The following is a 26,345-nucleotide window of genomic DNA, read 5'->3' as shown; positions in this document are numbered from 1 at the left end:
GTCGTAAAGTAAAGCCAAGTTGTTGATGCTCCAAGCGACATCCGGATGCTCAGAACCCAGCAAGCGTCTCCTTAGTTCTAAAGCTTGGATATACAAAGGTTCGGCTTCTGAGTACCGTCCTTGGGAGTGGTAAAGTCCTGCCAAGTTGTTGATGCTGGTAGCGACATTGGGATGCTCAGAACCCAGCAAGCGTCTCGTTAGTTCTAAAGCTTGGATATACAAAGGTTCGGCTTCTGAGTACCGTCCTTGGGAGTCGTAAAGTGCTGCCAAGTTGTTGATGCTGGAAGCGACATTCGGATGCTCGTCACCCAAACGTACTTTTGTTACTGACACACATTGCTCACACCACGGTTCTGCTAATGCATACAAACCCTGCCCTTGATAAAATCTCCCCATACCAACAAAAACCCAAATTAAATCTTCATCCTTCACCGCATCGAGGAGGTTTTCCGCAACCTCAGCCAAATGGGGAACAATCAATCTAAACAAGTTGATTTGCTCAAGGGTGGGACTTTGGGGTATTTCCTTCGCTATTGGCAATATTGTTGCCACAAAAGATTGTTTCAACTTTTCTGCCCTTTCCGCTTGCGGGGTGGGGTTCTCTGCTAGCTGTTCTTGCAAAAACTCCCGAATCAACGGATGAATTTTATAGCTTGCAACAGAATCGTCTAAACGCTGAATCAAATTATATTGATAAAGCTGCTTTTTCGCCTCATTAACATCATCATCCGCCCAATTCATTTTTTGACTTGCAGACTCCACAAGTTCCCAAGGAATTGCATCAGGGGCAAATAAACTTAACAATTCACCCACACGCTTTGTCATCGTGTCGAGTTTTTGCCAGCTTAAATCAAACGCAGCTTTCACCCCTAACTTGGCTGTCATTTCGGTTGATTGTAATTCCTCTGCTGAAGGATTAATTGCCCGATTTTGCAGCCGTTTTTTTTGCAAAGCCTGCAACATCTTTGCCAAAGATAAATCAGGGTCTTCTGCCAAATATCGCCCAACTAATTCTAAACCCAAAGGTAAATAACCTAGCCATTTACATAAATCTTTCGCTGTTTGAGGTTCCTTTTGAATCCGCCTGTCTTCTTTGCCCAAAACAGCAGCTAGTTGTTGCAAAGCCTCCTCTGGCGACAGCACATCTAGAAAAATCTCCACAAAATTACTGTCCAATCGTCGCAGGCGAGTTGTAATTAACACCCGGAAGCGGTTGTTATTTCTTGGTAAACAAGAGCGAATACTCTTTAAATCCGTGACATCATCAAACACAACCAACACCAGCCCCTCTGGTGGTTGCCAATTTTGCCAACACCAAGCAACCTGTTCCGTCAACGAGAGTGGTTTTTCGTTCAACTTTTGCCTCACTTTCAAATTCATGTTCAGTGAGGCAAATTGCACAATCTCCGCTTCTAAATTTTCTGTTATTGCATTTAACCAGCAAATACCACCAGGGTAATCAGCTTGATGTTCCTTTGCGTATTTAATCGCCAACTCGGTTTTTCCCACACCACCCATTCCCGCGACAGCGGAAATCGCCACGGTGCGGGGTTGTTGTAATTCTTGGTGGAGGTTGGTAAGTTCTTTTTCGCGTCCGACAAATTGGCGAACGCCGCTATAAGGGATGTATTTTGGGCAATTTATCGGCTTTTGAGTTTGGTTCTCTTGTAAAACTACACGCAACAATTCTTTAATGGCTTCAGCATCTGCGCCTTGATAAATGCGATCGCCTATTTGAATATCTCTACCTTCAGCAATATTGACAATATTCTTACCTATTTGTAATGCATTTTTCCCGTCGCGTGCGCCTATTAATTGCCGCAGCGTTTGCTTATCAGCCTCGGTTGCTTGATTATTAATAAAATGGTCGAAAATAGCATTTAAGTCATCATCGAAACTCATTTGCCTCTACGCTAGTTATGGTTATTGCTGAATACAAGTGGATGCTATGGAATTCCTAAATAATTTGTAAAAGTAATGTTGCTCTAACGAACCACAAAGGGCATAAACGAAGAGAAGAACAGTTTCTATATAAATCTAAAGAAAATACAGTTGACAATTAGTCTTGATTATTACACATTACAATTTAACAGTTAGCTAACCGTAGAAACCCTCAGATAAAACAATTTGTGCTAGTAAAAAATTATATTTCCCAATAGGAGAGCAAAGTGTTCAGTAGTGTATTCGATGACATCAAGGTTATTGGCGAATCCGAAGACCCTGAATGGATAGCTGCAAAGCTGCAACAGATGAAAGACCCTGATGTGGAAAGCGATGTTGTGGGAGATACTAATCCCGAACAGGGTGACAAAGGGATTTTAGAGTTTTTAAACTTAGTCCAAGACCAACCCTGGATGTATGCAACGCATAAATTTGGCTACATTGCTCCTCGTAAATCAGGTTCAATGAAGTCTCAACCCATCGAACATCCCAGCGCAATTGAACCCGATAATACTCTCAAAAACAGCCGCATCAACATTCGTCTCGACCGCTTGCATATTGAAAAGTATCCAGGCGGAGGAACACACAATGTTATGGTAACATTCGCAGCCCGAAACCAAGTAGCCGACACGCAAGAGTCAGTCAGCTTCAGCCAAACCTATCGCGTACAAGAGGGACAGTCTGCTGGTATTTCTGGCTACCCCGTCTTTATTGGTTTGAATGTAGGTTCACAGGGAGTAGCTTTTGAATGCTCAACAGTGAACGTTAAAAATGAGGAAGACCAGACAATATTAGCAGCATTAGAATCTTCACCTTTTCAAAGTGGACTCAAACTTTTAACAACAGCCCAACCAGCGATCGCACCTTTTACAGAAATTACTCTGGGAGTAGTCAAGTTACTGGCTAAACGCAATGAAAATGTTGCCGTACAGAAATTTTACCTGGGATTAGATTTTGAAAATTCGGCTATGGGGTGTCGTCTAGCCGAGGGTAATTATATTGCGGTACAGGTTGATGACGAAATAGCGATTGATTGGAAGCGATGGGTTTACAAACCAGACATGGGTGCAATTGTCAATAGAGATAATAGTTACACGCTTCCTTACAACTATGTAATTTTTCGCGTAAGTCGCTACGAAGAATAAAAATAGCCTTGCCACAACCAATAAATTTGATGGAGTAAGAAGAAAATGAGCGATAAATTTATTAACGGCTATGCATTATTAATTGGCGTTGGCGAGTCAGCCTATCGTGACTTGTCTCTACCAGTAACAGTAAAAGATACTCAGGCAATTTATGCTGCTTTAATTGACCCGGAACTTTGTGGCTATCCTGATGATAAAGAGCATATTCGAGTGCTGAATAATCAGGAAGCAACAAAAGCAGCTATTCTAGATGGATTAAATTGGTTAAAAGGAAAGGCAGAATCTGACCCTAATGCAACCGTATTTGTTTACTACTCAGGACATGGCTGGGTAGATAAAAAGACAAAGCGTTATTATTTGCTGCAACATGATATTAAGCCTACTAAAATGACTATTTCTGCACTATCAGCAGAAACTTTCACAGATGCATTACGACAAATTCAAGCTGAACGTTTGTTAGTTGTCGTTGATAGCTGTCATGCAGCAGGTATGGCGACTTCTAAAGAGGCAGACTTGGAACTAGAAGAAGAATTTGATGATTTTATTAGAATTGCCCCATCCAAAGGCTTGATTGAGGAGTTGAAACAAGGTAAAGGCAGAGTAGTTTTTACTTCCTCTGAAGGAGAACAAAAATCTTTGTGGATTAAAGATAATAGCATCTATACTTATCATTTTCTGGAAGCTTTACAGGGTGCTGGGAATAAACCCGGTGATACAGAAGTGCGGGTTTCTAATTTGATGAATCATTTGGGTAAAACCGTACCTGAAAGTGCAAGGAAGTTAGACAAAGAACAAACTCCTCAATTTGATATGACAGGAGGAGATTTTGTGATTGCCAAGCTTCGAGGTGGTAAGGGTTTACCTGATAAAGGATGGGATGAGGTTAAGCCGCAAGCTACGGACAAGATTAATAAAATTGCTGAGACTATAAACCAATATGGGAAATTTATTACTAACATTAATGAAGCGCATGGTATTCACATTGGTGATGTTTACAACAAATGACTGCGGGACAGGGATAAGGAATGACTGATGGCTACGCCAGATCAACTGAAGGTTATTATTGAAAAACTAGCAGCAGGCACTGCAACAGACGAGGAAATTGAAGTCGTCCGCCAAGCATGTGAGGGTAGTGACAAAATAACAGTGCAAGTTGCTAAGTACATCAATAATGTTAACCAGGCGCAAGATAGTCAGTTTGGCGATCGCATTTATCACGGTGCTGACGCGCAAGCAATTCGGGAAATTGTTCGGTCTCTTCTCCAAGAACTGCAAACCCCAGTTCCTCCTACTTCCACCTCGGTGAAATCGGTAGATGAACTAGTGGAACAAGTACGCTTACGTTGTCACGATGACATCCAACGCTTACATGGTACGATGCCACTTTTGGGTATTGACCATTGGGTAGATTTGGGTGAGTTATTTGTGGATGTTAATATCCTCGAAGAACTCAGCAGTAGCCGCAAATCAGAACTAGATGACCTGTGGCAAGATTTTAGCGCTGGCGTTGGAGAATATTCCAGTTACCGCAGTTTAGATCGCATTGGCTTAGGTAAGCAGCAAAAAAGAATGCCTGGGTTAACAGTGCTGGCAAAAAATACCAATTTGATGGTGGTGGGGAAGCCAGGTTGCGGGAAAACAACTTACTTACAGCATATTGTCACCGAATGTAATGAAGGAAGATTGCAACCGCATCGTATTCCAGTGTTAATTAAGTTGCGGGAATTTGTGGATGATGGTCGTAAGTTTGAATATAGTCTAGAGCGTTATCTCACTCAACAATGGCGACTGTCTAATGCTGAGACTGAATTAGTTCTGAGTCAAGGCAAAGCGTTGATTTTGCTGGATGGGTTAGATGAAGTAACGGGGACAGATGGACGGGTGATATCCAAACAAATCGAACAATTTGCCCGTACCTATCCACAGAATCAGTTGGTAGTGACTTGTCGAACGCAAAGCCAAGAATCGCGATTTGAGCGTTTCGACTATGTGGAAGTAGCAGACTTTGATGAAACGCAGGTAAACGCATTTGCAAAACACTGGTTTAATGCCGTTTGTTCTGATCCAGAGCAAGCACAGGCAAAGGCAAGGCAATTTTTAGACAAGCTCTATTTAGAAGAAAATAAGACTATTCGTGAATTAGCAATTACACCTATATTGCTGAGTTTAACCTGTGCGGTGTTCCAAGCGCAGGGGAAGTTTTACCCGAAGCGATCGAACTCATACGTTGCAAGATGTAATTGCACGGGTCGAGAAAACTTTTGACAGGTGGTTAAGCGGTGACAGTAATGGTAAGCGAAGCGGTAAGCCGAGGTTTAAGGGACAGGGACGTTATCGCTCAATTACTTTTCCTGACCCAGTTAAGCCAGAACACATTGACGGGCAATTGATTCAGCTTCCCAAGGTTGGCAAACTGAAACTAATTCTACATCGTCCGTTACCCGATGGTTTCAAGGTTAAAACCGCAACTATCACAAAAAAAGTAGATGGCTATTACGTTACATTGTCATTACAAGACTCGTCCGTTCCTGTTATAACTCCTGATGTTCCCGAACTGGACAATACCATCGGAGTCGATATGGGTCTGAAATCGTTTTTAGTAGACGATTCAGGGAACGAAATTAAAATTCCTCAGCACTACCGGAAAGCACAAAAGAATCTGAAGCGCTTGCAGCGTTCACTGTCTCGTAAGAAGAAAGGTTCTAATCGTCGCCAGAAGGCAGTTAAGCGAGTCGCTAAGGCTCATTTGAAAGTCAGCAACAAACGGAAAGACTTTCATTACAAAATTGCGAAAAAGCTTTTATCTCAAGGGAAGCACGTCGCACATGAAAAGCTGAATATTAAAGGCATTGCCAAGTCTCGAATGGCAAAGTCTACGCATGATGCTGGATGGGGTCAATTCCTGCAAATTCTCGTAAATCTTGGCTGAAAGAGCCGGATTGCTTGCAATTGCTGTGAATCCAAACGGTACGTCTCAAAACTGCTCTGGATGCGGTACGAAAGTTCCGAAAGAACTAAAGGACAGAATTCATGTTTGTCCTGAATGCGGACTGACGCTCGACCGTGACCATAACGCAGCAATCAATATTAAATATTTGGCGGTAGGGCATTCCGTCAATAAAGCTCAGATAACGTCCGATGCAATAGCAGGAGTCACTGAGAAGCCCGCGCTCTACCCGATAGGGTGAGCGTCGGGAGTATGTCACTTATAAGGTACGCTAACTTCCACCACTGCAAAAATATACTGTTTGGAGTAGTTGGTAATTGAGCCAATATCGCCATTACGAATAATCTGCAATTGACCATTGGGGTGTCTGACACGAGTGGTTCGCAGTTCAATCGCCTCGACAATGCCTTCGACAATTTTATCTTCGGATTTCCCAGCTTGGATATAGTCACCCACTAAGTAATAGTTTTCAAACAGAATAAAGAAACCGCAGACTATATCGTTGACTAGTGTCTGCGCTCCAAAACCCACAGCGATACCAACAATTCCTGCACCAGCGAGTATAGGAGTGGGATTGATGTCGAGGGTATAGAGGATGGAGACAGCGGCACCAAAGTAAACTAGATATTGTAAAAAACTACGGATGAGAGGAACGAGGGTGAGACGTCTGCTTGTTTGAATCTCACTCAGATTTCGGTCTTTGAACAATACCTCTTCAACAAGTAAGTAGACGACCTCAAACAAAACACGACTGATGAGGATGATGCCGATTATTTTAACAATTCTAGATCCGAAAACTGCAATATTGGCGATTAACTGCACCTGCTGGATCACCAATGTTGCTACACAGACATAAATCACAAATTCCAGACACCGCTTCAAAAATGGGATTAGGTGTCGGAGGCGATCATAGAATCTTAGAAGGTTGTCAGGACTCGAGTATCTTATACTTAGAGCATCTAGGCTATCAATAATAGCAGTGACTGCTTTAGGTATGAGTAACCCGACGGCAATGATTATATAGATCCGCAGTAGGATGTATGAATACTGGGAAACAACTGCTGGCAATTTGAGAAACTGGCTACAGGAGATGACAGCCCACAGCCAGATCCCACAAGTAACGATGTTGTTGAGGTTGTCAAAGAAAGTATCAATACTTTTATCGTCGGCAGTGTTTTGTTCAATGTTTTTAGCACGAATGCTAGCTACTTTGAGCCAACTATGAAGGAATTTCTGAGCGATCGCCGCTAAAACCAAAATACCAATGCTCTGAGCTATACCAATTCCTAAAGTTACCCAAAAACCTGGTGGAACACGGTGAATCAACAAGAGTGTATATTGTTGAAGGTTTGCGCCTCGATAGAGTAGAAAACCATTAGCACCCACAATCAAAATACACAGTACCAAACAAGTGGCTATCAACAACCCTGTAATGTTTTGACGCAGGGTTTTGATACTTCTTCCCTCGCTTTTAACTACAGAGGCTTTCAAAAGTAGCTTGAAGACCTTACTCACAAGCCAGTTTACTAAAAAGAAAACGAAGATTACAAGACTGACTTCAGCCAAGATAATTAATAAATTCATATCAAAACATAAAAGTTAAGCATTTTAATTATTGTGTTACTAAAATCTGTAGAACACATCAATATCTTTTCTAGTATTATTTCATTTTTAGGTTGATAAAATCAAGCTATTATAATGGTCAACTTTTTACTATGCTAGTTATTTTATCTTAAAGTCAATTTTTTTTTACTTTCTTATCTTATACCAAACTTTATCTGAGTCCAGATATCACACATTTCCCACCTTTTTATTTACTTGAAACTAATAATAGTAGGAAAAGTAGGGAACTGTCTTATCTGTCTTAACTGTCTTAACTGTCTTAACTGTCTTATCTGACCTTGCATTTTCATTCTTGAAGTTATAATTCGTTGAAAAATATTGATTCATGTAAATTGCTTAAGTGTCTTAACTGTCCTTGCATTTTATGAGCGATTATAATATGATTCAAAACTGACACTCAAACAAAGCTACAGTCAATAAGCAGCTAGAAATTAAAACTTATGTATGACGAAGAATACAAATTTTTTCATGATTTTTTTGAATTTCTTTGACAAGCGGGATTTGACGAAAGTCAATACAGAAAATCGATTCCCAACCCAGCTTATGATAATGCTGCTAAAATTATTGAAAAGTATTTTTTGGCAACAGTAAGACAGTTTGAAATTTACTTCGATGAGATTTTTCCTGGCAATTTTTCTATATCAGAGGAAGGTGACAAAGAGGATTTTGTTATTCGAGTGTTTTATTTAACCGCTTTTTATCGAAATCAACCTTTATGTCTTTTTTCCATTAAGTTTCCTCATTATCATCAAAATTTTGGCTTTCCACTACCACCAGAATTAGAGATGGTAAAGTTGTACGAAAAGTGTGATTAGCAAAAAAAAATCTTTCTTCCATCAAGAATTTATTCTATTTTCTCTGCGTACATATAGGGTTTTTTCAATTTGAGTGTCTTGAGTCTAATTGAGAACAACTATTAATTAATTTGTAATATATGTTTACTCAACAATCAAATTCGATGATATTTCGCAGTCCATACCCTGATATTTCTATACCTGAGCAGCCACTAACAGAATTTGTATTGCAACGAGCAGTAGAATTAGCCCAGAAACCAGCCTTGATTGAAGGGCAGAGCGATTGCGCAGAGCGCAGCGGCAAAGCCGATCGCATAGTAACTTATGGAGAACTGGCAGACTCTATTCGTAGAGTTGCTTCTAGCTTGGCGGCGCGTGGCTTCTCAAAGGGTGATGTTTTCGCAATTTACAGCCCGAATATTCCCGAATATGCGATCGCTTTTCATGCCGCAGCAACTTTAGGCGGGATTGTTACTACAGTTAACCCATCCTACACAGTAGAAGAACTAGCATATCAACTCAATGACGCTGGTGTAAAATATCTTCTTACCATCCCAGACCTTGTAACGCAAGCATTAAAAGCTGTTGGTCAGTCAAAGGTCAAGGAAGTATTTGTATTTGGTGAGGCAGCTGGAGCTACCTCATTTTCTGTGCTTTTAGAAGGTTCAGGAGAAATACCAAAAGTACATATCAATCCACGAGAAGATTTAGTAGCCTTACCTTACTCTAGTGGCACTACTGGTATGCCTAAAGGTGTAATGCACACCCACTATTCTTTTGTGGCGAATTTTCACCAATTCCAAAACTGCGAACCAGTCAGCGAGGCTGATGCAATCATTGGAGTTTTACCTTTGTTTCATGCCTACGGCATGGTCATGCTGAATTACAGCTTGGCCTGTGGTGCTACTGTTGTGACGATGCCGCGCTTCGATTTAGAAGCCTTTGTGAGTCTGATTGAAAAGCATAAAATCACCCGTATCCACATTGTTCCACCTATTTTGCTGGCATTAGCAAAGCAACCAATAGTAGATAAATACAATCTTTCAAGCTTGCGGGTGCTGACTTCTGGCGCAGCACCACTCAGTGATCAATTAATCAAAGAGTGCCAACAGCGTCTTCCTAATTTTGTTGTCAAGCAAGCCTATGGAACGTCAGAAACCTTTGTGACCACCTATACGCCGGATGAACGAGACAAAATCAAGCCTGGTTCAGTCGGTCAATGTCTTTCTCATGTGGAATGTCAAATAGTAGATGTCGATACCCAACAACCATTAGGTGTTAATCAACCAGGAGAGTTGTGGGTACGTGGGCCGCAGATGATGAAAGGCTATTTGAATAATCCTGACGCAACTGCCAACACAATTGATCGAGATGGTTGGTATCACACCGGCGATATTGTCTATGTTGATCATGACGGTTACTTTTACATAGTCGATCGCATCAAAGAATTGATTAAGTGCAATGGCTATTCCATAGCACCAGCAGAATTAGAAGCAGTATTGCTGAGTCATCCCGCTATTGCTGATGCTTGTGTAGTCAAGAGTCCTCATCCCACTAGTGGCGAAGTTCCTAAAGCTTTTGTCGTACTTAAAGCCGCTGTCACTGCACAGCAAATTATAGAGTTTGTTGCGGGACTTGTTGCACCGCAGAAAATGATCCGCAGACTTGAATTTGTGGACAAAATTCCCAAATCACCTTCTGGCAAAATTTTGCGCCGCATATTGGCACAACAAGAACTAACAAATATCAAAGCAGCATCCTCTGATGAGCAGCCATTACAGCTACAGTTGGAGTTTTTACAAAAATTAGATGATGCTTCTTTGGGTCAACGTCAAGAGCTATTAATTGCTTATGTTCGAGAGCAATTTGTCAAAGTTTTAGGTATCGATTCATCTCAAAATTTAGATACAGAGAAGCCTTTGAGTGAACTGAGGCTTGATTCTCTCATGAATATCGATCTGAAGAATCGTATTGATACTGAACTAGGGGTGGATATACCCATAGAAATGTTTCTTGGTAGCTCCAACATCAACCAATTGGTAAATTTATTGCTTCAGCAACTAGCAGCAAAAAACACAATTACCTCACAAAAATCATCTGCCCAGTTAGCAACGGATTTAAATTCAGAGATTGTTTTGGACTCTACAATATTACCTGAATATCCATTTGAGTCAATTATAACTGAACCTACAGCTATTTTTTTGACTGGTACTACAGGTTTTTTAGGGGCTTTCTTGCTTCAAGAACTGCTGTTAAAAACCCAAGCAAATGTTTATTGCTTGGTACGTTCTACTGATGCTGAATCAGGGAAAAAGAGGATTAAAAATAACTTAGAATCCTATGGAATTTGGAATGATGATTTTGCTGAGAGAGTTATTCCTGTGTTGGGTGATTTATCTCAACCACTATTAGGTTTATCATCACAGGATTTTCAAAAAATGAGCAGCATCATTGATGTGATTTATCACAATGCTGCTTGGATTAACTATGTTTATCCTTACTCAGCATTAAAGCCTACCAATGTTTTGGGAACTCAGGAAATCTTGAGATTGGCGAGTCGTGTAAAAATCAAGCCTGTACATTACATTTCTACAATTGCGGTTTTCGAGTCGCCTGCTTATGCGGGGAAAGTAGTCACTGAATCCGATCAACTCACTCATAGTGAGGGAATGAAACTTGCTTACTCCCAGAGTAAATGGGTAGCAGAAAAGTTAGTGATGTTAGCACGCGATCGCGGTATTCCAGTTGCAATTTATAGACCACCATTTATTTCCGGTCATAGTCAAACAGGTGCTTGGTATAAAGATGATGTGATTTGTCGCACCATCAAAGGCTGCATCCAAATGGGGAGCATGACAGATATCACTGATACCTTGGATTTAGCTCCTGTAGATTACCTCAGTCAAAGTATTGTGTATTTATCACAGCAAAAAGATTCTCTTGGTAAGGCTTTTCACTTAAATAATCCTCAACCCATTTCTTGGAAAGAACTCACTGATTTTATCCGTTCTCTTGGCTGTCAGATTGAGCATATTGCTTATCAAGATTGGCAAGCACAACTAAATAATGCCGTCCAGTCTAAGGAAAACCCTTTGTATCATCTCTTGCCTTTTTATCAAAAGCAGTATCAGCAATCAACCGAACCTAAAATTACTTGTTTGGCAACACAAAATGCTCTTACAGAAAGTTCAATTAAGTGTCCTCCAGTGAATACTCAATTACTCAAGACTTATTTTTCCTATTTTCTTAGTAGTGGTTGGCTGAGTATGCCGCGACCCTCTACTAAATCGGTTTAAATGTCACCGAGCGAGCAATTTGCAATCGCATTCATACCTCAAACTGAAACAAACCTACAGCAAATTAGTATATTTGCCAATTTGGAAACTATATATAACGCTTTAACAAAATTACAAAAACCTACAAGTAAAAACAAGATGCAGACTACACAAACATTAAAGCAAATGATCGCTGGTGCTTGGATTACCCAAGGTATATATGTAGTTGCTCAACTTGGTATTGCAGATTTACTCAAAGATGGTTCTAAAAGTTACGATGAATTAGCAACAACAACTGGTGTGGATGGACGCTCGCTCTACAGACTACTGCGCGCTCTAGCCAGTGTTGGTATATTCGCTGAAGGGAGTTCAGGTTACTTTGAATTGACTCCGCTTGCGGAAGGGTTGCAAAGCGATCGCACCGATTCCCTACGTGGTTATGCGATCAAATCTGGTCAACCTTGGGAATGGCAACCTTGGGGACATTTGCTGGAAAGTATCAAAACCGGAAAACCTGTATTCAAAAATATCTTCGGGGTGGAGAGATTTGATTACCTAAGTACTGACCTTTCTGCTTCTAAAATATACACTCAAGCCATAAGTAGTATATCTGGCGAACAAGATGCGGCGATCGCATCTGGTTATGACTTCTCATCTATCCACAACTTAGTTGAGGTTGGAGGTGGAAATGGTACTTTAATGACCTCGATTCTCAAAGCGAATTTGACAACACAGGGAATTTTATTTGATTTACCCCATGTAGTTGCACAAGCCAAGCCTGTGATTGAAGACTTGGGACTACAAGATCGTTGTCAACTAGTAGGTGGGAACTTCTTTGAGTCAGTACCCAAAGGTGGGGATGCTTACTTACTACGGTATATTATCCACGATTGGGATGATGAAAGAGCGATCGTCATCCTCAAAAATTGCTATCAAGCGATGCAGCCTAACAGCAAATTGCTGTTAGTTGAAATGGTTATCCCTCCAGGAAACGAACCATTCTTTGGCAAACTCCTCGACTTGCAGATGCTCGTGAATTATGGCGGATGTGAACGCACTGAAGCTGAGTATCAAGTCCTACTAGAAACAGCAGGCTTCTCATTGAGAAAAATTTATCCCGTAGCACCTCCAATCAGCGTGATTGAGGCTATTCGCCGATGAAAGGGAACTCTTAACGGGGAACTCTTAACAGGGAACAGGGAATGGGCAACAGAAAACTAAGAAATGTCCGTTCCTACTACTAAGAGGCTTGGTAAATCATTTTTTGGCACAACATTCATAATTTTCAGGTAAATAAAATGAAGCAAAAGTTGATTGAAACTTTACTAGACATTTCAGAACAGGAAAAAGAGCGGCTTTTAGCAGCCATCCAAATTGATACTATTACTGAAAGTCCAGAGCGAGAAAATGAATCAAGAGAATCCCAAGAGTACAGACAATTTTTCCAATCAATCTTCCAAGAAATACTTCATTTTGAAGACAAAGAGCAGCAAATACTTTTTGACATAGCAAACTCTGTGCGTCAGAAGCATTTTGGAAATAAAGGAATTTTAAGAGGTGTGATCGAGATTACGAATGCTTGTGAAAGGAGTTGTAATTATTGTCCAATGAGAATTGAAAATGAAGAATTAGGAGAGCGTTACAATTTTACAAGTGAAAAAATATTAGAAACCGCCATAGAAATCAAAGAATCGAAAATTCCCATTGTATTCATTCAAGCTGGTGAAATTAGAGCAACGACTAGAACGGTATCGAAAGCTATATCTCAGATTAAACAACTTTTTGATAATAACGTCATCATCCTTGTGAATCTTGGCGATAAACCTAAAGAAGATTACACAACACTCAAAGAAGCTGGCGCAAATCAATACATTATTAAATTTGAAACGAGCAATTGGAATTTACACAAACAAGCTAGAGGATATAGTTTATGCGATCGCCTAGCTAGAATCGATGATTTGTTAAGTTTAGGGTATGAAGTAGGAAGCGGAACAATTGTTGGTTTAAAAGCAGTAAATGCTGATGGAAAAATCGAAATTGAACAAACTCCAAGGATGCTGGCGAACGATCTCCTACTTGCCATGAAGAAGAAAATTCATATGTGTAGTGCATCTCCTTTTATACCTGGCAAAGGTACTCCACTAGCGCAAATGAGTCCGGGTAACGCTAGTATGACTTTAAATTGGATGGCTTTGGCTAGAATTATGATGCCAAAAGTTTTAATACCTAGTGTAAGTGCTTTTAATGTTTTATTAGGTCAAGATGGTCAGTTAAAAGGACTGCAAGCAGGGGCAAATACGATTACCGTGAATTATACGCCTCCCAACTATCAAGACCAGTATGCTATTTACAGTAAACAAAAACGTTACAAAGTCAAATACGAGTATGCTTTAGACATAATGGAAAAAGCAGGTCTTGAACCAACTTTATTGCCTAACGTGCCTAGCCAGAGTTTTTTATTCTCTCAAAAATAGAACAATTTATATTCAATATCCTCAAATGTGAGGATATTAATTACAATTTTATTTCTCTCATAAAACTAGACAATCTTGGTCGTTCAACATAGCTTTATTGAAATAAAAAATTACGAGAGTTAAATTTAGTAAATTGATCCTGGTTCCCTAAACTAGTCGTCTGTTTCATTAATTCTAATCGGTTACAAGATCCCCGACTTCTTTAAAGAAGTGGGATCTGACGACGCTTTAAGCCAGCTACTATATGTGCTGCAATAGTATTCGCACTGGACTCATGTTTTGTGGCGAAAACTGTTGTGCTGATTTGTCTTTTGTATTATTAACAAAAACCCGCTCTCATTTCTCATTAATTATTGAACAGAATCAAACAAAACCATCGATTTTCAAAATATTTTATACACTGTAAAAAAATATACGAAATGACCTTTCTAATGTAAGATAAGAAAGTTTCAAACAATCAAAGAGGTAATTTATGAGCAATGTCACCGAAGTACTAGCTGCTTCAGAATTTCTGAAAAAGAACTTAGGTATTTCCGAAATTCCCGTTGAAGCATACCTCAACTACTGAAACTTTAACTTAATCGAGCCACCATATGCCCATTAAGGTAACTTAACTGCAAATGTACCAGAGGGGTGCGATACGTTCGCGCGTCAAGCCAGGAGCTTATCGTCCTCCCTCCACCTCCCATGTCTTTATCCCCTGCATTCCTGTGTGGTTCGGGGCTGTTTGAGTCTGTCTCTACTCTTAATTCACGACGAGAAAAGCGCGTTTAATATTCTGACTTCTGAGTTTCTACTCTGCGGTCTTTCTTGGTTATAACTTTTCATCAATTCGCAACTTAGTTGAGGTTGCAGGTGGACGCGATACCCTGATTGCCTCGATTCTTAAGGCGAATTTGACAATGAAGGGTGTTCTATACTATTTGCATGAAATAAATCGGATTTTGAACAAGAAGATATTTTTTTAAATAGTTTTGCAGTATTTGGCGTAAGTGCTTAATCTTGCCAGGGCTAGCTTAAGTTGATAATATCAATCACGTTATCTCAATTATTTGACATTGATGCTGAGAATATGAATATACTCATTCTCCTGGCAGAAGTTGTATTTTTAATACTCATTTTCTCCCTGTTTAACTGGCTGATTGGAATAATCTTCAGGCAGTTTGCTAAGGTTTCTTGGTTTCAAGGCAGAACTGCAAATATTACCTTCCTGCGCCGCAATATCAGCAGACTTGTGATTTTCACTTGTGTGGTGCTGTGTCTTGCGCTGATTGCTGTGAATGGGATGGTGATTTATCGAGGCGGAAACGTAAAGGAATTCCAACTTAACTTCATTCGCAGTATTCCGACTCAATTCTGGGTCAATCTTGTTACGGCGAGCTTAAAAACTGTTAGCCTACTGATACTGGTTAAGTTCAGCATACCACCCTTACACCGGGGTATAGACTGGGTTTGCGATTACGCCAAGAAGGTTGATCAAATCAAGGCTAACGATGAGAGTACCGAGGCTTTTTTTAGGGTCTTAAAAAGAATTATCACTCATACTCTTTGGATATCATCTGCTATCTTATGCGCTAAATTTTTCTACCTTCCAGAAATCGTTTCCAGATATCTTTACATTGCCTTAAAAATCTATATCATCGTCACAGTTGGTTTACTCATTGTCAAAGCTGTTGCTACTATCGTTGACACCCTTGATGCCCTTAGTCTTAAATACTCCAGTTCTAACAATCTGCTGCGTTTATACGAGCGTTTACGCCACCTGATTCCACTTTTCAAAAAATGTTTGGAATACGTCCTGTATGTCGCCATAGTAAATCTCGTTGTTCCAGAAATAGAGTTTATCGCTTGGATAAGTGCTTATACGCCCACAATTGTTCAGATTATTGGGGTTTTCTTTATCACCAATGTTTTGATAGAAGTCGCCTACTTCATCCTTGATGAGTTCTACCTAAAAACTACAGATTCAAATGATTCACAGCGACAGAAACGGCTGACGCTCATTCCGTTAATGCGGAGTTTCGCCAAATATTTCATTTATTTCACTGCCGGAGTTACCATACTCAAGCTCATTGGCATTGATCCTGCGCCTATCTTAGCAGGTGCAGGAATTGTAGGTATAGCAGTTGGTCTTGGGGCACAAAACCTCATTAATGATGTCGTTTGTGGATTTTTGATCCTGTTTGAAAACTATTACTTGGTGGGTGACTATATCGAAGCAGGGAAAGTAGAGGAAAGAAATGTTGAGGGGATTGTGGAGGCGATTGAGTTGAGAACGACTCACGTCCGACATCCGGATGGTCAATTACAGATTATTCGGAATGGGGATATTGGATCAATTATCAACTATTCTAAGCAGTATATATATGCAAGAGTGGAAGTTAGCGTTTCCTATGACTCCAATTTAGATCATGTGTATAGAGTGGTTGAGAAGGTAGGACAGCAGTTAAAGGCGGATGAGCAGGATGTTCTGGAACCCACGCGAGTAGCTGGAATAGAAAACTTTGGGGAAGATAACCTGTTGCTTCTGACGCTGACGAAGGTCAAGCCTGGAAAACACCTTCATATTCAGCGTGTTCTCCGCAAGATATTAAAGGAAACTTTTAGTCAGGAAGAAATTGAAATTTACGGTTTTTCTAAGAATTGATACTAGAACACCAATTCAGTATTCAGACTTGGAGCTAAAAAACCGGTTTTTTTGTAGAGACGCTTCAAACAGCGCGTCTCTACAGCCAACGAAAAATTAATCTTTTCAGGAACAGAAACCGGGTTTTTGGGATTAGTGAATCGGTGTTCTAGTACATGACAGCGGAAATAAAGCTACCCTTCGGGTATGCCTATGGCTAACGCCACGGCTATCGCCGTTCGCGCAGCGTCTCCGGAGGAGATACGGCACGCCTGACGGCGAACAGCAGTCGCCTGCTGTCGGGAAACCCTACCAAGAGCGCTGCTTCACCATTACAAACCAGCAAAAGAGTTACGGTATAAGTATGCGTGACTTGTTAGCTTCACTTTTGACTTCCGCCCTGCGGTACTAGCCCTTTTAACTGGAGTTTAGCTCATTTCACTCAAACAATGACTTCAACATTACTGTTTTAACAAGAAAGAATTCAGGAGTCAGGAGCCAGAATTCAGAATTGAATTCTGTGCGACTGGAGGATGAATAAACGGTGAAACACCACACTAAATTGAAAATTTGGTGGTGCTTCGTTTGTGGCGGGTCTGAATCCCCCACTGATTGATTCTGACGAATGACTTCTGAGTTCTAAATTCTTTTTCAACTTTTGGCTTTCTCCCCATCATCAATCAGTCAGAGCAATGCTGGACAAATCTTTATCTAGTAGTGGCTGCTCTGATTTGGCGAGGTCTTCTAATAAACTTGCAGCAACTTTTGCCTGTTGTCTATTATTAGTCGAGGCTAGAGCTTCGCTTAAAGCGTCGTACCACATACCTGCTTCAGCATATAAATTAACTCTTTTGGAGGGTTCAAGCTGCTCAGAAAGCGCAATTTTCAAATTTGATGGCGTTGGTACAACCTCCATCTCTGCGCGAACAAGTAAATTGCGCGAGGGACGGTTACGGTTGCACAAACTTTCCAATTGCCAAAGATATTTTTTACCCACAGTTAAATCTTGTGCCTGCTGTGGTAAGGATAGTGTCATAATCCCTGGTGAGCTTTGCAACTGTTGCTTATAAGTTAGCTTGCTTGGTTGGTCGTTGTTATCAAACTCGTAGAGTGTGAATTCCATAGGTATCTGTTGTGAGTGAGGTACAAACCAAGCAAACGTTGGGTGAAGCGAAGTCGTTTGACCGACGTGTGTCACAGGGGCAAGTAAAATGACTGGGCGCACACCGTTTGCTTGGCACCCCCCTCTAACACCTGAGGAGTCCGTATAACCACTGGGCGGCTTTTGAGTGCGGGGTGGTTTGTATGCAGCTTGCGCCGCTTGAGTAAACAAAAGTGTAATGGTCAAAACACAACTTGTTAAAATTTTGGCATTAAAAAGTTTGTGCAAGAGCCACTTTTTGTGAATCATCTTGATATCCTCTCCGGCATTGCACTAAAAAAACAAGAGTAAAATCTTAAAAATTCAAAGCGGGTTTTCTACGAATTCCCTTACTTTCCAATCTAGAGGAAATTACGTAGAAACTTCCTATTAAAATATTCTTGAAAATTTGTATAGAGAGGAATTTACATAAGTTTAATTAGAACGGTTAACTATTCAATCACTAACGTTTTACTATTAATATCTTCTCATGCAGTTCTGTCAATTCCAGATGGGAAATAAAATCTTGATAAAAAGGCGAAATTGTAAAGATATTGTGGCTAATTTTCCACAATAACAATTACCAAAAGTACAATTTGGCTATGGGCCAAGATAACTCGCAAAGAGTGCCTTTAGGAGAAAGAGGCGATCGCCTAAATTTCCCTTTCAGTTGTCGCGCCAATGACCTAAACTGCTGCGTTCCATGACCTTCTTTAAATGAGTTAATGCCTAAGCCATCATCTATAATGCTCAAAGTGTACCAGCCTTCATAAGTCGTACAGGTGACTTCTAGCTTTGTGACTCCTGTGGCGTGTTTACCGACGTTGCATAAAGCTTCTTCCAGAAATCGACACAATCCTAACTTTTGTTCTATATTTAAGTGTCGATTATCAATAGGCTCGAATGTACGGATTTTAACTCGCAGTGTTTTAAAACAGGGAAAATCCCGCTCTAAGGTATGGTTATAAACTTGATAGAGAAGTTCATGAATGGGGTCTTGTAAATTTAGAATCAGACCTTTTCCTAAATAAAGACAACTATCTTGGGCAAGAGGTTCTTGTTGCAGAAATTCATAAATTCCCCGCAGTTCATGATTCAATTTTTCCAGTTCTTTTTCAACTTCGCAAAGTAATTCGTTGGCTGGTAAATCTCTGTCTCTGACACGCTTTAAAGCTTTAGCAAGGGTTTGCAATGGTCCGTTGTGAATCGTTTCAAATGTGCGTTCAATGACGGTTTGGCGAGCGTTAATTCTAGAACGCCAAGCTTGGTCGTATTGATATAAGGCGGTCATGCCTATACCATTCAAAACTAAAACCAGCATTGCTGGTGTTACTGGAACCCACAAACCCCAAGTCAGGAGGAACAAATAACTCAAGATGACAAGATAAGTGCTAGCAATGAAAACAGCCAAAAGATTGATCCACGGGAATTTCGTGAGTCTGGCAAAACCAATTCCCAACAGACCCCAGCCTATAATCCATACATATTCCCACCCTTCTGACCAAGAATGTAAAAGTGGTCGTTTGTCAAGCACAGCACTGATGATTTGAGAAATGGCATGTGCTTGAATTTCCACTCCATAAACTCGCCCTGGTGCAGTTTTGGTAGATGGAATTGCGGAAGTCGTTATCCAGTCTTTGATGCTTGGGGCTATGATCCCGATAATCACGATGCGATCGCGTATCCACTCAGGTTGAAAATTTCCCGTTTTAATATCATTAAGAGTAATCGTTCTAAATCGTTCTCGACCAGAGCGAAAATTGAGTAGTACTTGAACTCCACCATCATTTGCTTGCACGTAACCCCCAGTGTTCGCCAAAAACTGAGGTAGTTCGGTATTTCCGAACCTGATAGCAGCCGAGTCGCGAATACCGTTTTCTAAGGTTATACCTTTATGAGCCAGATAAGCACTTGCTAGAGATAGCGATAAAGAGAGCTTGTATTCTTTAGCCGTTGGTGTTGCTAGCAAGCTGCGTCGCAATTTGCCATCATTATCCGTAATTTGGTCTGCAAAACCAACTTGTTCGGGTGGTAATGCTGGTGGTGGCGCAACTTGCTCGGGTAAGACTTTTTCAATAGCAATTAAATTTTTGATATCCTTAAATGCAGCTACAAGTTCGCGATGACCAGGCTCAACAGGTAAATCTCTAAAAATATCAATACCAATCACCCGAGGCTTGTAGGTTTGTAATTTTCTTATCAGCGCTGCAATTTCTTTATCCGGGATAGGATACTTTCCCACATTGCGGATATCCTTTTCGTCAATTCCTACAATCAGGATGCGTTCATCGATAGGTTCCCTTGAACGTAGACGAACAAAACTATCAAAAGCTAGCCACTCTAAAGATTGCATAGAACCAGTGAGACGGGCTACAATCACTAGTCCAATCACTGCAATGCCTGGTAATGCACCCACACGCCAAATGGCAATTTCATCTTTGATTATTTTCCAAATTCCAGGCTGCATTAGAAGAGTGAATTGAGCAGGTTTTTTGTAAAAATTCTATTGTAAATTCTAAAAATCTATTTTGATTTCCAATTCAATATTTTTTACAATTTCAATCTCTATAAAATTCGTCATAGATTATGAGTTTATCCTTATTCATAACTTTGAACTGACAACTAATCTATTAACCCTTCTTCCCTGGCTATCATTTCTGTTTGAATTCGGATATTTTTTCCATCGTCAGGATAAACGTTTAAAGCGTCTTGCAGTTTACTCCAGTAATGGCGCACCATCCTTTCAGAGACACACATTCGCTCTGCGATCGCCTTATCTTGTAATCCTTCCTCAAATGCTAGACTTAGCACCCTTAGCCACTCTGGTTTCACCTCCAATCCAGAATGAATTCCTTTTATATCTTTGGTATGAGTTAATCCCTGCAATGCCCAATCAACTCTCGTTAACATTTCTTGACTAGAAAGACTTTTATCCGCAACAGTGAAGCCTCCTTTATGAGCATCAATGTCAGGTCTAATGCGTACTATTGTTCTGACATGAGCGCTTTGGACAACAATATTCAAGTTGGGGAACTCCTTCATGAAAGTCCTGAGAAGTTGAACGCCCGTATCAGGTCGTGCCATTATCCCAGTATTCTCCGGAATGGAAAGATCCATAACCACTAGGTCGGGCTGCGAATTCATCACTTGATTGAGAGCATTCTTAGCAGTTAGAGCAGTGATCAGTTCAGCATCTGGGTATTGTTTTCGCAAAACATCTATGGTCCCACCTAAAACTGATTCGTGGTCATCAATAACCAAAATTTTCAGCAATGCTTTCCCTGATAAAGTTTGTCTCATTTTTTATACCTCGTAAACAAAAGTATGTATAATTATATACTATCTATTATCAGAAATCGCCTGATGTTTAATTCATCAATTATATTTAACGTGAGTTCGACAGACCTCTCCCACCCAACCTCCCTCTCCTTGTAGGAGAGGGAGGAGCCACGTAAAAATGGGATTTTAAGCCTCTCCCCTACAAGGGGAGAGGTTTGGAGAGGGGTCAAATCAGGATACATCGAACTCACGTTATATTTAGTTTATAGACTACAAGTTATAACTTACTTCCAGCAAAAGTACCAGACTATGGTGAGATTTTTGATACGGTAAAAGCATTTTCCGGATGTTAAAATTTTAAAAGTTTCGGAAAGAAATTTTAATTCGGGTAGACTAGAAGAAGAAATAAGTGTATATGGTTCAGGATAAGTTATTCGTACAATCAGCTGACCTATATTTTGCTGTTCTTCTAAACTGATATCAATTGATATTGGCGTTAAAACTTCTGGCAAAGTTATTCTCAGTAACTCCTCTAAAGCTCTGACAACTGTCAAACTGCATCCAACTGACTCCTGTCGCCAATAAGCTGGCATATCAATATGAAAATACAGGTGTGGATGAGATGTTCTCCAAGGTTCTAAGAGGCAGTGAATTGCTAAAGGCAAGCTATCTTGAAGGTATGCTGGAAATAAGCGATCGCTTAATTGCACTAAAGATTGATGGAACTGATCAATTTGTTTTAAGCAATCTTGAGTTTTGTTGAACGACAACTCCAAGTTATCTACGCTTAACATCTCTAGGCTACGACGAATTGCGAAAGACTCTTGCAACAAACCATCTCGGATTTTCTCAGCTTCTTGAAAGAGTTTTATAGATTGCCTACAAGACCACCACTGTAATGCCTTTTGAGTTGTATGCTCAGAAGCTAGAAACCGGATGAGGGTGAGGAGGTAGATAATTAAGAATATAATGGGTGTACACAATGTTAGCCTCACAAGACATCGTTATGTTATTTATTTTCCTAGCATAATAAAGAAAGGCTAGGCAGGGCATTGTATCTTTATGCAAAATATAATAGTTAGAATACGTCAATTTTATTGCTCAAAACTGCATAGAGAACAAAATCATTAAGAATTAGTTATTCAGCTATTGCACATTTTGTTGATATATTGATTTGTCATAAGTCAGTTCTTGGACCCAACAAGAGCCAGAGGCTCTAATATCTCGTTACCAGGTTCAACCTGGTAACGAGGGTTTGGAGGCTTCGCCGACTCACTGTTGCAACAGGTGCAAAATCTCAGATAAGTCATTTATCGTTTTTAACAAGAAATGATAAATCACCCAATATCATCTCTAATTTTTATTTTTTATCAATCAATTCACTGAAAATGTAAGACTTATTGCGTTCATTAAAAAAAAGAATAATTAACCACAGATGGGATCAAAGAGATGGAATCTTGTCTATATAATATCATGTTCGGCTAATTAGTTATGATTCCCACGTTGACTGCACCCCACCCCTTTATCCCCTCCCCGCAAGCGGGGAGGGGACGTGAAGCGTAGCTTTACGGGGGTGGGGTTCTTCAGCAATGATAAGTAATCAACCGAACTTGATATAAATCATCAACTATAGCAATTCTAAATCATTTGTAAAATTCTCTGTTGTCTCTTTTCTTGGCGTTCTTGGCGTCCCTTCGCTTCGCTCGAGGGCAGGCTTGGCGGTTTTTTTCAAGGTAATTTTCACTTCGCAGATAGGACTGCTATATGAATTGGTAAATCTTAATGAGTGCTTATAAATCTGATATTAATCTTGCCCTTCTAAGCATAAATTGAAGCGCTGTTTCTTCTTTGGAAATAATGTCAGCTTTGGCATCCATTCCGGGTTGAATGAGGCATTTACGATTCTGATTTCCGAAGGAAAGACGTTCCGGTTTAATTGTTGCTTCAAAGTAGCTAACAGATGGAATTGTACCTGTATTATTACTTTGAGATGTGATTGCGTCTGGAGAGAGAGCACTAACAACACCTTTGAGCGTTCCATAATCAGGATAGGGACAAGCGTCAACTCGTAATTGCACGGTTTGACCAACGGCGACCTTTTTAATTTCAGTAGCAGGAACCATTGCTTTAATGACTAAAGGAGCATTCTGTGGCACAATTTCAGCAATCGCTTCTGACGGGTTTACCACCTGACCAGGATTTCGCAAATTCAGCTTGAGAACAACGCCATTACTGGTGGCACGAATCACGCTATTTTTCCTCTGAAGATTATTTTTCTCCACTTCTTTTTGAGATTGTCTGATTTGGTTTCGCATTTCTATTTGTCGCTGAATTAAAGCCTTTTTCTCTCTGATAAAAGCAGCGACACCAGCGTCTCCTTTAGCAGTTTCTTGAGCAATTCTTTCTTGAGCGATCGCCACCATTCCCCCACTCGGTTTGAGTGCAGCTTTAGCCGTTTGGAGATTTGCCTTGGCAATATCTACAGCTTTTTGTTCAGCCTGAACACCTGCTTTTGTTTGCAAGACAATAAGTTGCTTTTCGTCGAATTGGCGCTGAGCAATTACGCCTTCTTTTACGAGCTGTTCAAAACGGTCTTGTTCTTTAATAGCAAAAACTAAATCAGTCTTTGCTTTTTGTCTACCAACTTCAGATTTTTCTAAATTTGCCTGTGCTGCGAGCACTTCGCTTTGAGCTTTAATTTCTTGCTCTTGATATTCACGTTGATTACGTGCCAAATCGGCTTTCGCAGAAGCAACAGTTCGTTCTATAACTCTCTTTTCAGCCTCAATTTGGGTATCTAAAGCTTTGATTTGAGCATCAATTTGAGCTAGTTGTAAATTTCCTTCCTGGATATTGCCTTGCAATTGGCTATTTTTGATGTGCAATTCCGTATCATCCAATTGGGCGATGATATCGCCCTTTTTGACAATCTGATTTGTTTTAACAAAGATACTTTTAATAGTTCCTTCCATGGACGGTTGTACGAGCCGGATTTCTCCTGTAGGACGCACAGTCGCCGGAGCTTTCACAGTGACATTGTATTTAATGTATGAAGAGAGGGCGATCGCAGCACCAACATTGGCAACGAGAAATATTCCAGCTAAAGATGTCCAACGGCTAACAGGAGGAAGAAAGTCTTCAGTACCAACCGAGGGAAGCAGTTTTTGATGATGAGTATAAAGCATAATTGAGAATTAGTAATTACTGATGAGTTGTTTGGTCATTGTTAGTAGTTAGTTATTTTCCCAGTAACGACTAGCCATTAACTATTAACCACTTGCTAAGGAATTAAAAAGTCCAAATGGTCGCCTGGTTTAGAGCGTAGCTCTTTCAAAGAACCTTGAAGTTTCAACTTACCCTGTTCTATCAACACAATCCAATCAGCGCGATTAATGACTTTAGGACGGTGAGTAATTAAAATCGTGGTTTTACCGCGACGATGTTCAAACAACCGATCCAATACTTGGGCTTCGCTCACTGGATCTAATCCAGAAGTAGACTCATCTAAAATGAGGACTGGTGGATCTGTAACAATCGCTCTTGCAATTGCTAGTCGTTGACGTTGTCCGCCGGATAGATTTGCACCAAATTCACCTAAAACAGTTTGATATTTATCTGGAAGCTTACTAATAAAATCATCTGCCTCAGCAATTTGGCAAGCTTTCACAATCTGCTCAAAAGAAACATAAGGCGCTCCTAAGCGGAAGTTTTCCATAATTGAACGACTCCAAAAGTGAGCATCTTGCGGAACGAGAACCACTTGCTGACGGAGACAATCAAGCGAAAGGTCTTGTAAGTTATAAAGCCCAATGCGAATATTCCCTGATTGGATTGGATATAAACCGGCAATAAGTTTAGCTAAGGTACTTTTCCCACAACCAGATTTACCAATGAGAGCAATAACTTGACCACCAGGAATTCTTAAAGAAAAGTCTTCTAATAAATCAATCCGACCAGCATAATGAAAGTTAACATTTGTACAAATAATGTCAGTATCTCCAGCAATGTTGGCAAAAGGTTTTCTCCCATCACCTTCGTTTTCCGGAGTGGCATCTATAACTTCTGTGAGGCGTTGTGTTGCTGTTTTAGCACGAGTAAATTCATCTACAAAACTGATAACACTAGCAATTAAACCTAGAAAACTACCATTCATTGAGCTAAAAGCCAGGAGTTGCCCGATGCTTAGGTTTTCAGATGGGTTAATGACCAAATTACCACCAACCCAAAGTAAAAGAATACTACCAAGACCGGAAATAAAACTAGAAAAAGTATGATTTATAATACTAATCTGAATTGTACGTAATGTGAGGTTAGCAAGCTTACTAAATCGGCTTTGTAGTTCATCCCAAAATTGTGGTGCAGCCGTGGTTGTCTTGATGGTTAGTGCGCCTTTAAAGCTCTCAACTAAAACGCCTTGCGTTTCTGCTTCTGTTACTAAAAGTTCACGAGTTTTTTGTTGCAAACTTGGCTGAAATACTATGGTAGATAGCGTCATCACTACAGCGATAACTATAGCGACTAAAGTGAGTTTCCAGCTATAAAAAACCATGAAACCAAAAGAAACCAGCGCAATAAAAAATTGGCTGGGTAACCCAACAATGACTTGGGCAACTAACTGATTAATCTGGTCAATATCTCGCAGTCGGCTCACGATTTCTCCACTGCGACGAGATTCGTAGTAAGAAAGAGGTAAGTGCAGAATTTGTCGTCCAAATTCCAGGACTAGCCCTAATTGCAAGCGTTGTGCAAAGTGAGCGATTAAGTTAGACTGCACAAACGAAAGACTACTGGAGATAAAATTCATTACCACTACGGCGATCGCCACAGTTGTGAGCAGCTTAGTATCACCGCGAACCAGCACATCATCAGTCAGGATTTGCAACAGAAAAGGCGAAGCCAAAGACAGCAGTCCCAAAATCAGGTTTAAAGGTAATGCTTGCGCTAGGATTCCCCGAAAAAGCCACACCCGCTTGAAGAAACGCAGAAACCCACCAACTTGCTCGTCCTGTTGGGCAAAAAAGCGTACTGGATCTGGTTCCAGTAACAGCATCAACCAATCTGCACAAGCCTCTGCTAAATCTTGTTTGGAAAGGTAACGGA

The 26,345-nt window shown here is 40.4% G+C and carries 18 protein-coding genes; 10 read left to right on the top strand and 8 right to left on the bottom strand.

Annotated elements, in window-relative coordinates:
- On the bottom strand, positions 1-1,902 hold a 1,902-nt coding region (locus V5G28_RS10540), incomplete at its 3' end, for a tetratricopeptide repeat protein (RefSeq protein WP_332994554.1).
- A gap of 266 nt (positions 1,903-2,168) precedes the next feature.
- Here V5G28_RS10540 and V5G28_RS10535 point away from each other — a divergent pair.
- From V5G28_RS10535 to V5G28_RS10515, 5 genes are read left to right on the top strand one after another with little or no spacing between them, the layout of a single operon-like run.
- On the top strand, positions 2,169-3,086 hold the full coding sequence (locus V5G28_RS10535) for a hypothetical protein (RefSeq protein ID WP_332994552.1): 918 nt from the start codon (positions 2,169-2,171) through the stop codon (positions 3,084-3,086).
- A gap of 45 nt (positions 3,087-3,131) precedes the next feature.
- On the top strand, positions 3,132-4,091 hold the full coding sequence (locus V5G28_RS10530; RefSeq protein WP_332994550.1) for a caspase family protein: 960 nt from the start codon (positions 3,132-3,134) through the stop codon (positions 4,089-4,091).
- 27 nt (positions 4,092-4,118) lie between these two features.
- A complete protein-coding gene (locus V5G28_RS10525) occupies positions 4,119-5,351 on the top strand; it encodes an NACHT domain-containing protein (protein WP_332994548.1) in 1,233 nt (410 codons plus the stop codon).
- Positions 5,314-6,015 (top strand): RNA-guided endonuclease InsQ/TnpB family protein, encoded by a 702-nt coding sequence (locus tag V5G28_RS10520; protein WP_332994546.1) that lies wholly within the window; start codon positions 5,314-5,316, stop codon positions 6,013-6,015. Before V5G28_RS10525 ends, V5G28_RS10520 begins: the two co-directional genes overlap by 38 nt.
- Positions 6,016-6,040: 25 nt before the next feature.
- Complete coding sequence (locus V5G28_RS10515) at positions 6,041-6,274, top strand: zinc ribbon domain-containing protein (protein WP_332994556.1); 234 nt, start codon at positions 6,041-6,043, stop codon at positions 6,272-6,274.
- Positions 6,275-6,288: 14 nt separating this feature from the next.
- On the opposite strand, the gene V5G28_RS10510 is transcribed toward V5G28_RS10515, so the two are convergent.
- On the bottom strand, positions 6,289-7,617 hold the full coding sequence (locus V5G28_RS10510; protein WP_332994544.1) for a mechanosensitive ion channel family protein: 1,329 nt from the start codon (positions 7,615-7,617) through the stop codon (positions 6,289-6,291).
- Positions 7,618-8,234: 617 nt separating this feature from the next.
- On the opposite strand from V5G28_RS10510, the gene V5G28_RS10505 reads away from it, so the two are divergent.
- From V5G28_RS10505 to V5G28_RS10485, 5 genes are all read left to right on the top strand, one after another.
- Positions 8,235-8,471: a hypothetical protein gene (locus V5G28_RS10505; protein ID WP_332994542.1), complete on the top strand. Its 237-nt coding sequence runs from the start codon at positions 8,235-8,237 to the stop codon at positions 8,469-8,471.
- A 119-nt stretch (positions 8,472-8,590) separates the two neighbouring features.
- A complete protein-coding gene (locus V5G28_RS10500) occupies positions 8,591-11,746 on the top strand; it encodes a thioester reductase domain-containing protein (RefSeq protein WP_332994540.1) in 3,156 nt (1,051 codons plus the stop codon).
- Positions 11,747-11,884: 138 nt separating this feature from the next.
- Positions 11,885-12,886, top strand: coding sequence for a methyltransferase (locus V5G28_RS10495; protein ID WP_332994538.1), 1,002 nt, complete (start codon positions 11,885-11,887; stop codon positions 12,884-12,886).
- Positions 12,887-13,023: 137 nt separating this feature from the next.
- Complete coding sequence (locus V5G28_RS10490) at positions 13,024-14,199, top strand: biotin synthase BioB (RefSeq protein WP_332994536.1); 1,176 nt, start codon at positions 13,024-13,026, stop codon at positions 14,197-14,199.
- 1,072 nt (positions 14,200-15,271) lie between these two features.
- A complete protein-coding gene (locus V5G28_RS10485; RefSeq protein ID WP_332994533.1) occupies positions 15,272-16,846 on the top strand; it encodes a mechanosensitive ion channel family protein in 1,575 nt (524 codons plus the stop codon).
- 655 nt (positions 16,847-17,501) lie between these two features.
- On the opposite strand, the gene V5G28_RS10480 is transcribed toward V5G28_RS10485, so the two are convergent.
- From V5G28_RS10480 to V5G28_RS10455, 6 genes are all read right to left on the bottom strand, one after another.
- Positions 17,502-18,236, bottom strand: a complete 735-nt coding sequence (locus V5G28_RS10480; protein ID WP_332994532.1) for a DUF928 domain-containing protein — start codon at positions 18,234-18,236, stop codon at positions 17,502-17,504.
- A 310-nt stretch (positions 18,237-18,546) separates the two neighbouring features.
- Positions 18,547-20,433, bottom strand: a complete 1,887-nt coding sequence (locus tag V5G28_RS10475; RefSeq protein ID WP_332994530.1) for a CHASE2 domain-containing protein — start codon at positions 20,431-20,433, stop codon at positions 18,547-18,549.
- Between the two features lie 155 nt (positions 20,434-20,588).
- Positions 20,589-21,266, bottom strand: coding sequence for a response regulator transcription factor (locus V5G28_RS10470; protein ID WP_332994527.1), 678 nt, complete (start codon positions 21,264-21,266; stop codon positions 20,589-20,591).
- Between the two features lie 263 nt (positions 21,267-21,529).
- The gene (locus tag V5G28_RS10465) at positions 21,530-22,228 is read right to left on the bottom strand and encodes a hypothetical protein (protein ID WP_332994525.1); all 699 of its coding nucleotides are present in this window, start codon (positions 22,226-22,228) and stop codon (positions 21,530-21,532) included.
- Positions 22,229-23,035: 807 nt separating this feature from the next.
- Entirely contained in the window at positions 23,036-24,430 is a 1,395-nt protein-coding gene (locus V5G28_RS10460; protein WP_332994522.1) for an HlyD family secretion protein, read from the bottom strand.
- Positions 24,431-24,525: 95 nt separating this feature from the next.
- A partial coding sequence (locus tag V5G28_RS10455) for a peptidase domain-containing ABC transporter (protein ID WP_332994520.1) occupies positions 24,526-26,345 on the bottom strand: 1,820 nt, incomplete at its 5' end.

This window comes from Scytonema sp. PRP1, from assembly GCF_036697665.2.
Taxonomy (GTDB): Bacteria; Cyanobacteriota; Cyanobacteriia; order Cyanobacteriales; family Nostocaceae; genus Kalymmatonema; species Kalymmatonema gypsitolerans.
The sequence above is the reverse complement of the archived record's forward strand: the minus strand, read 5'-3'. Positions and strand labels throughout refer to the sequence as shown.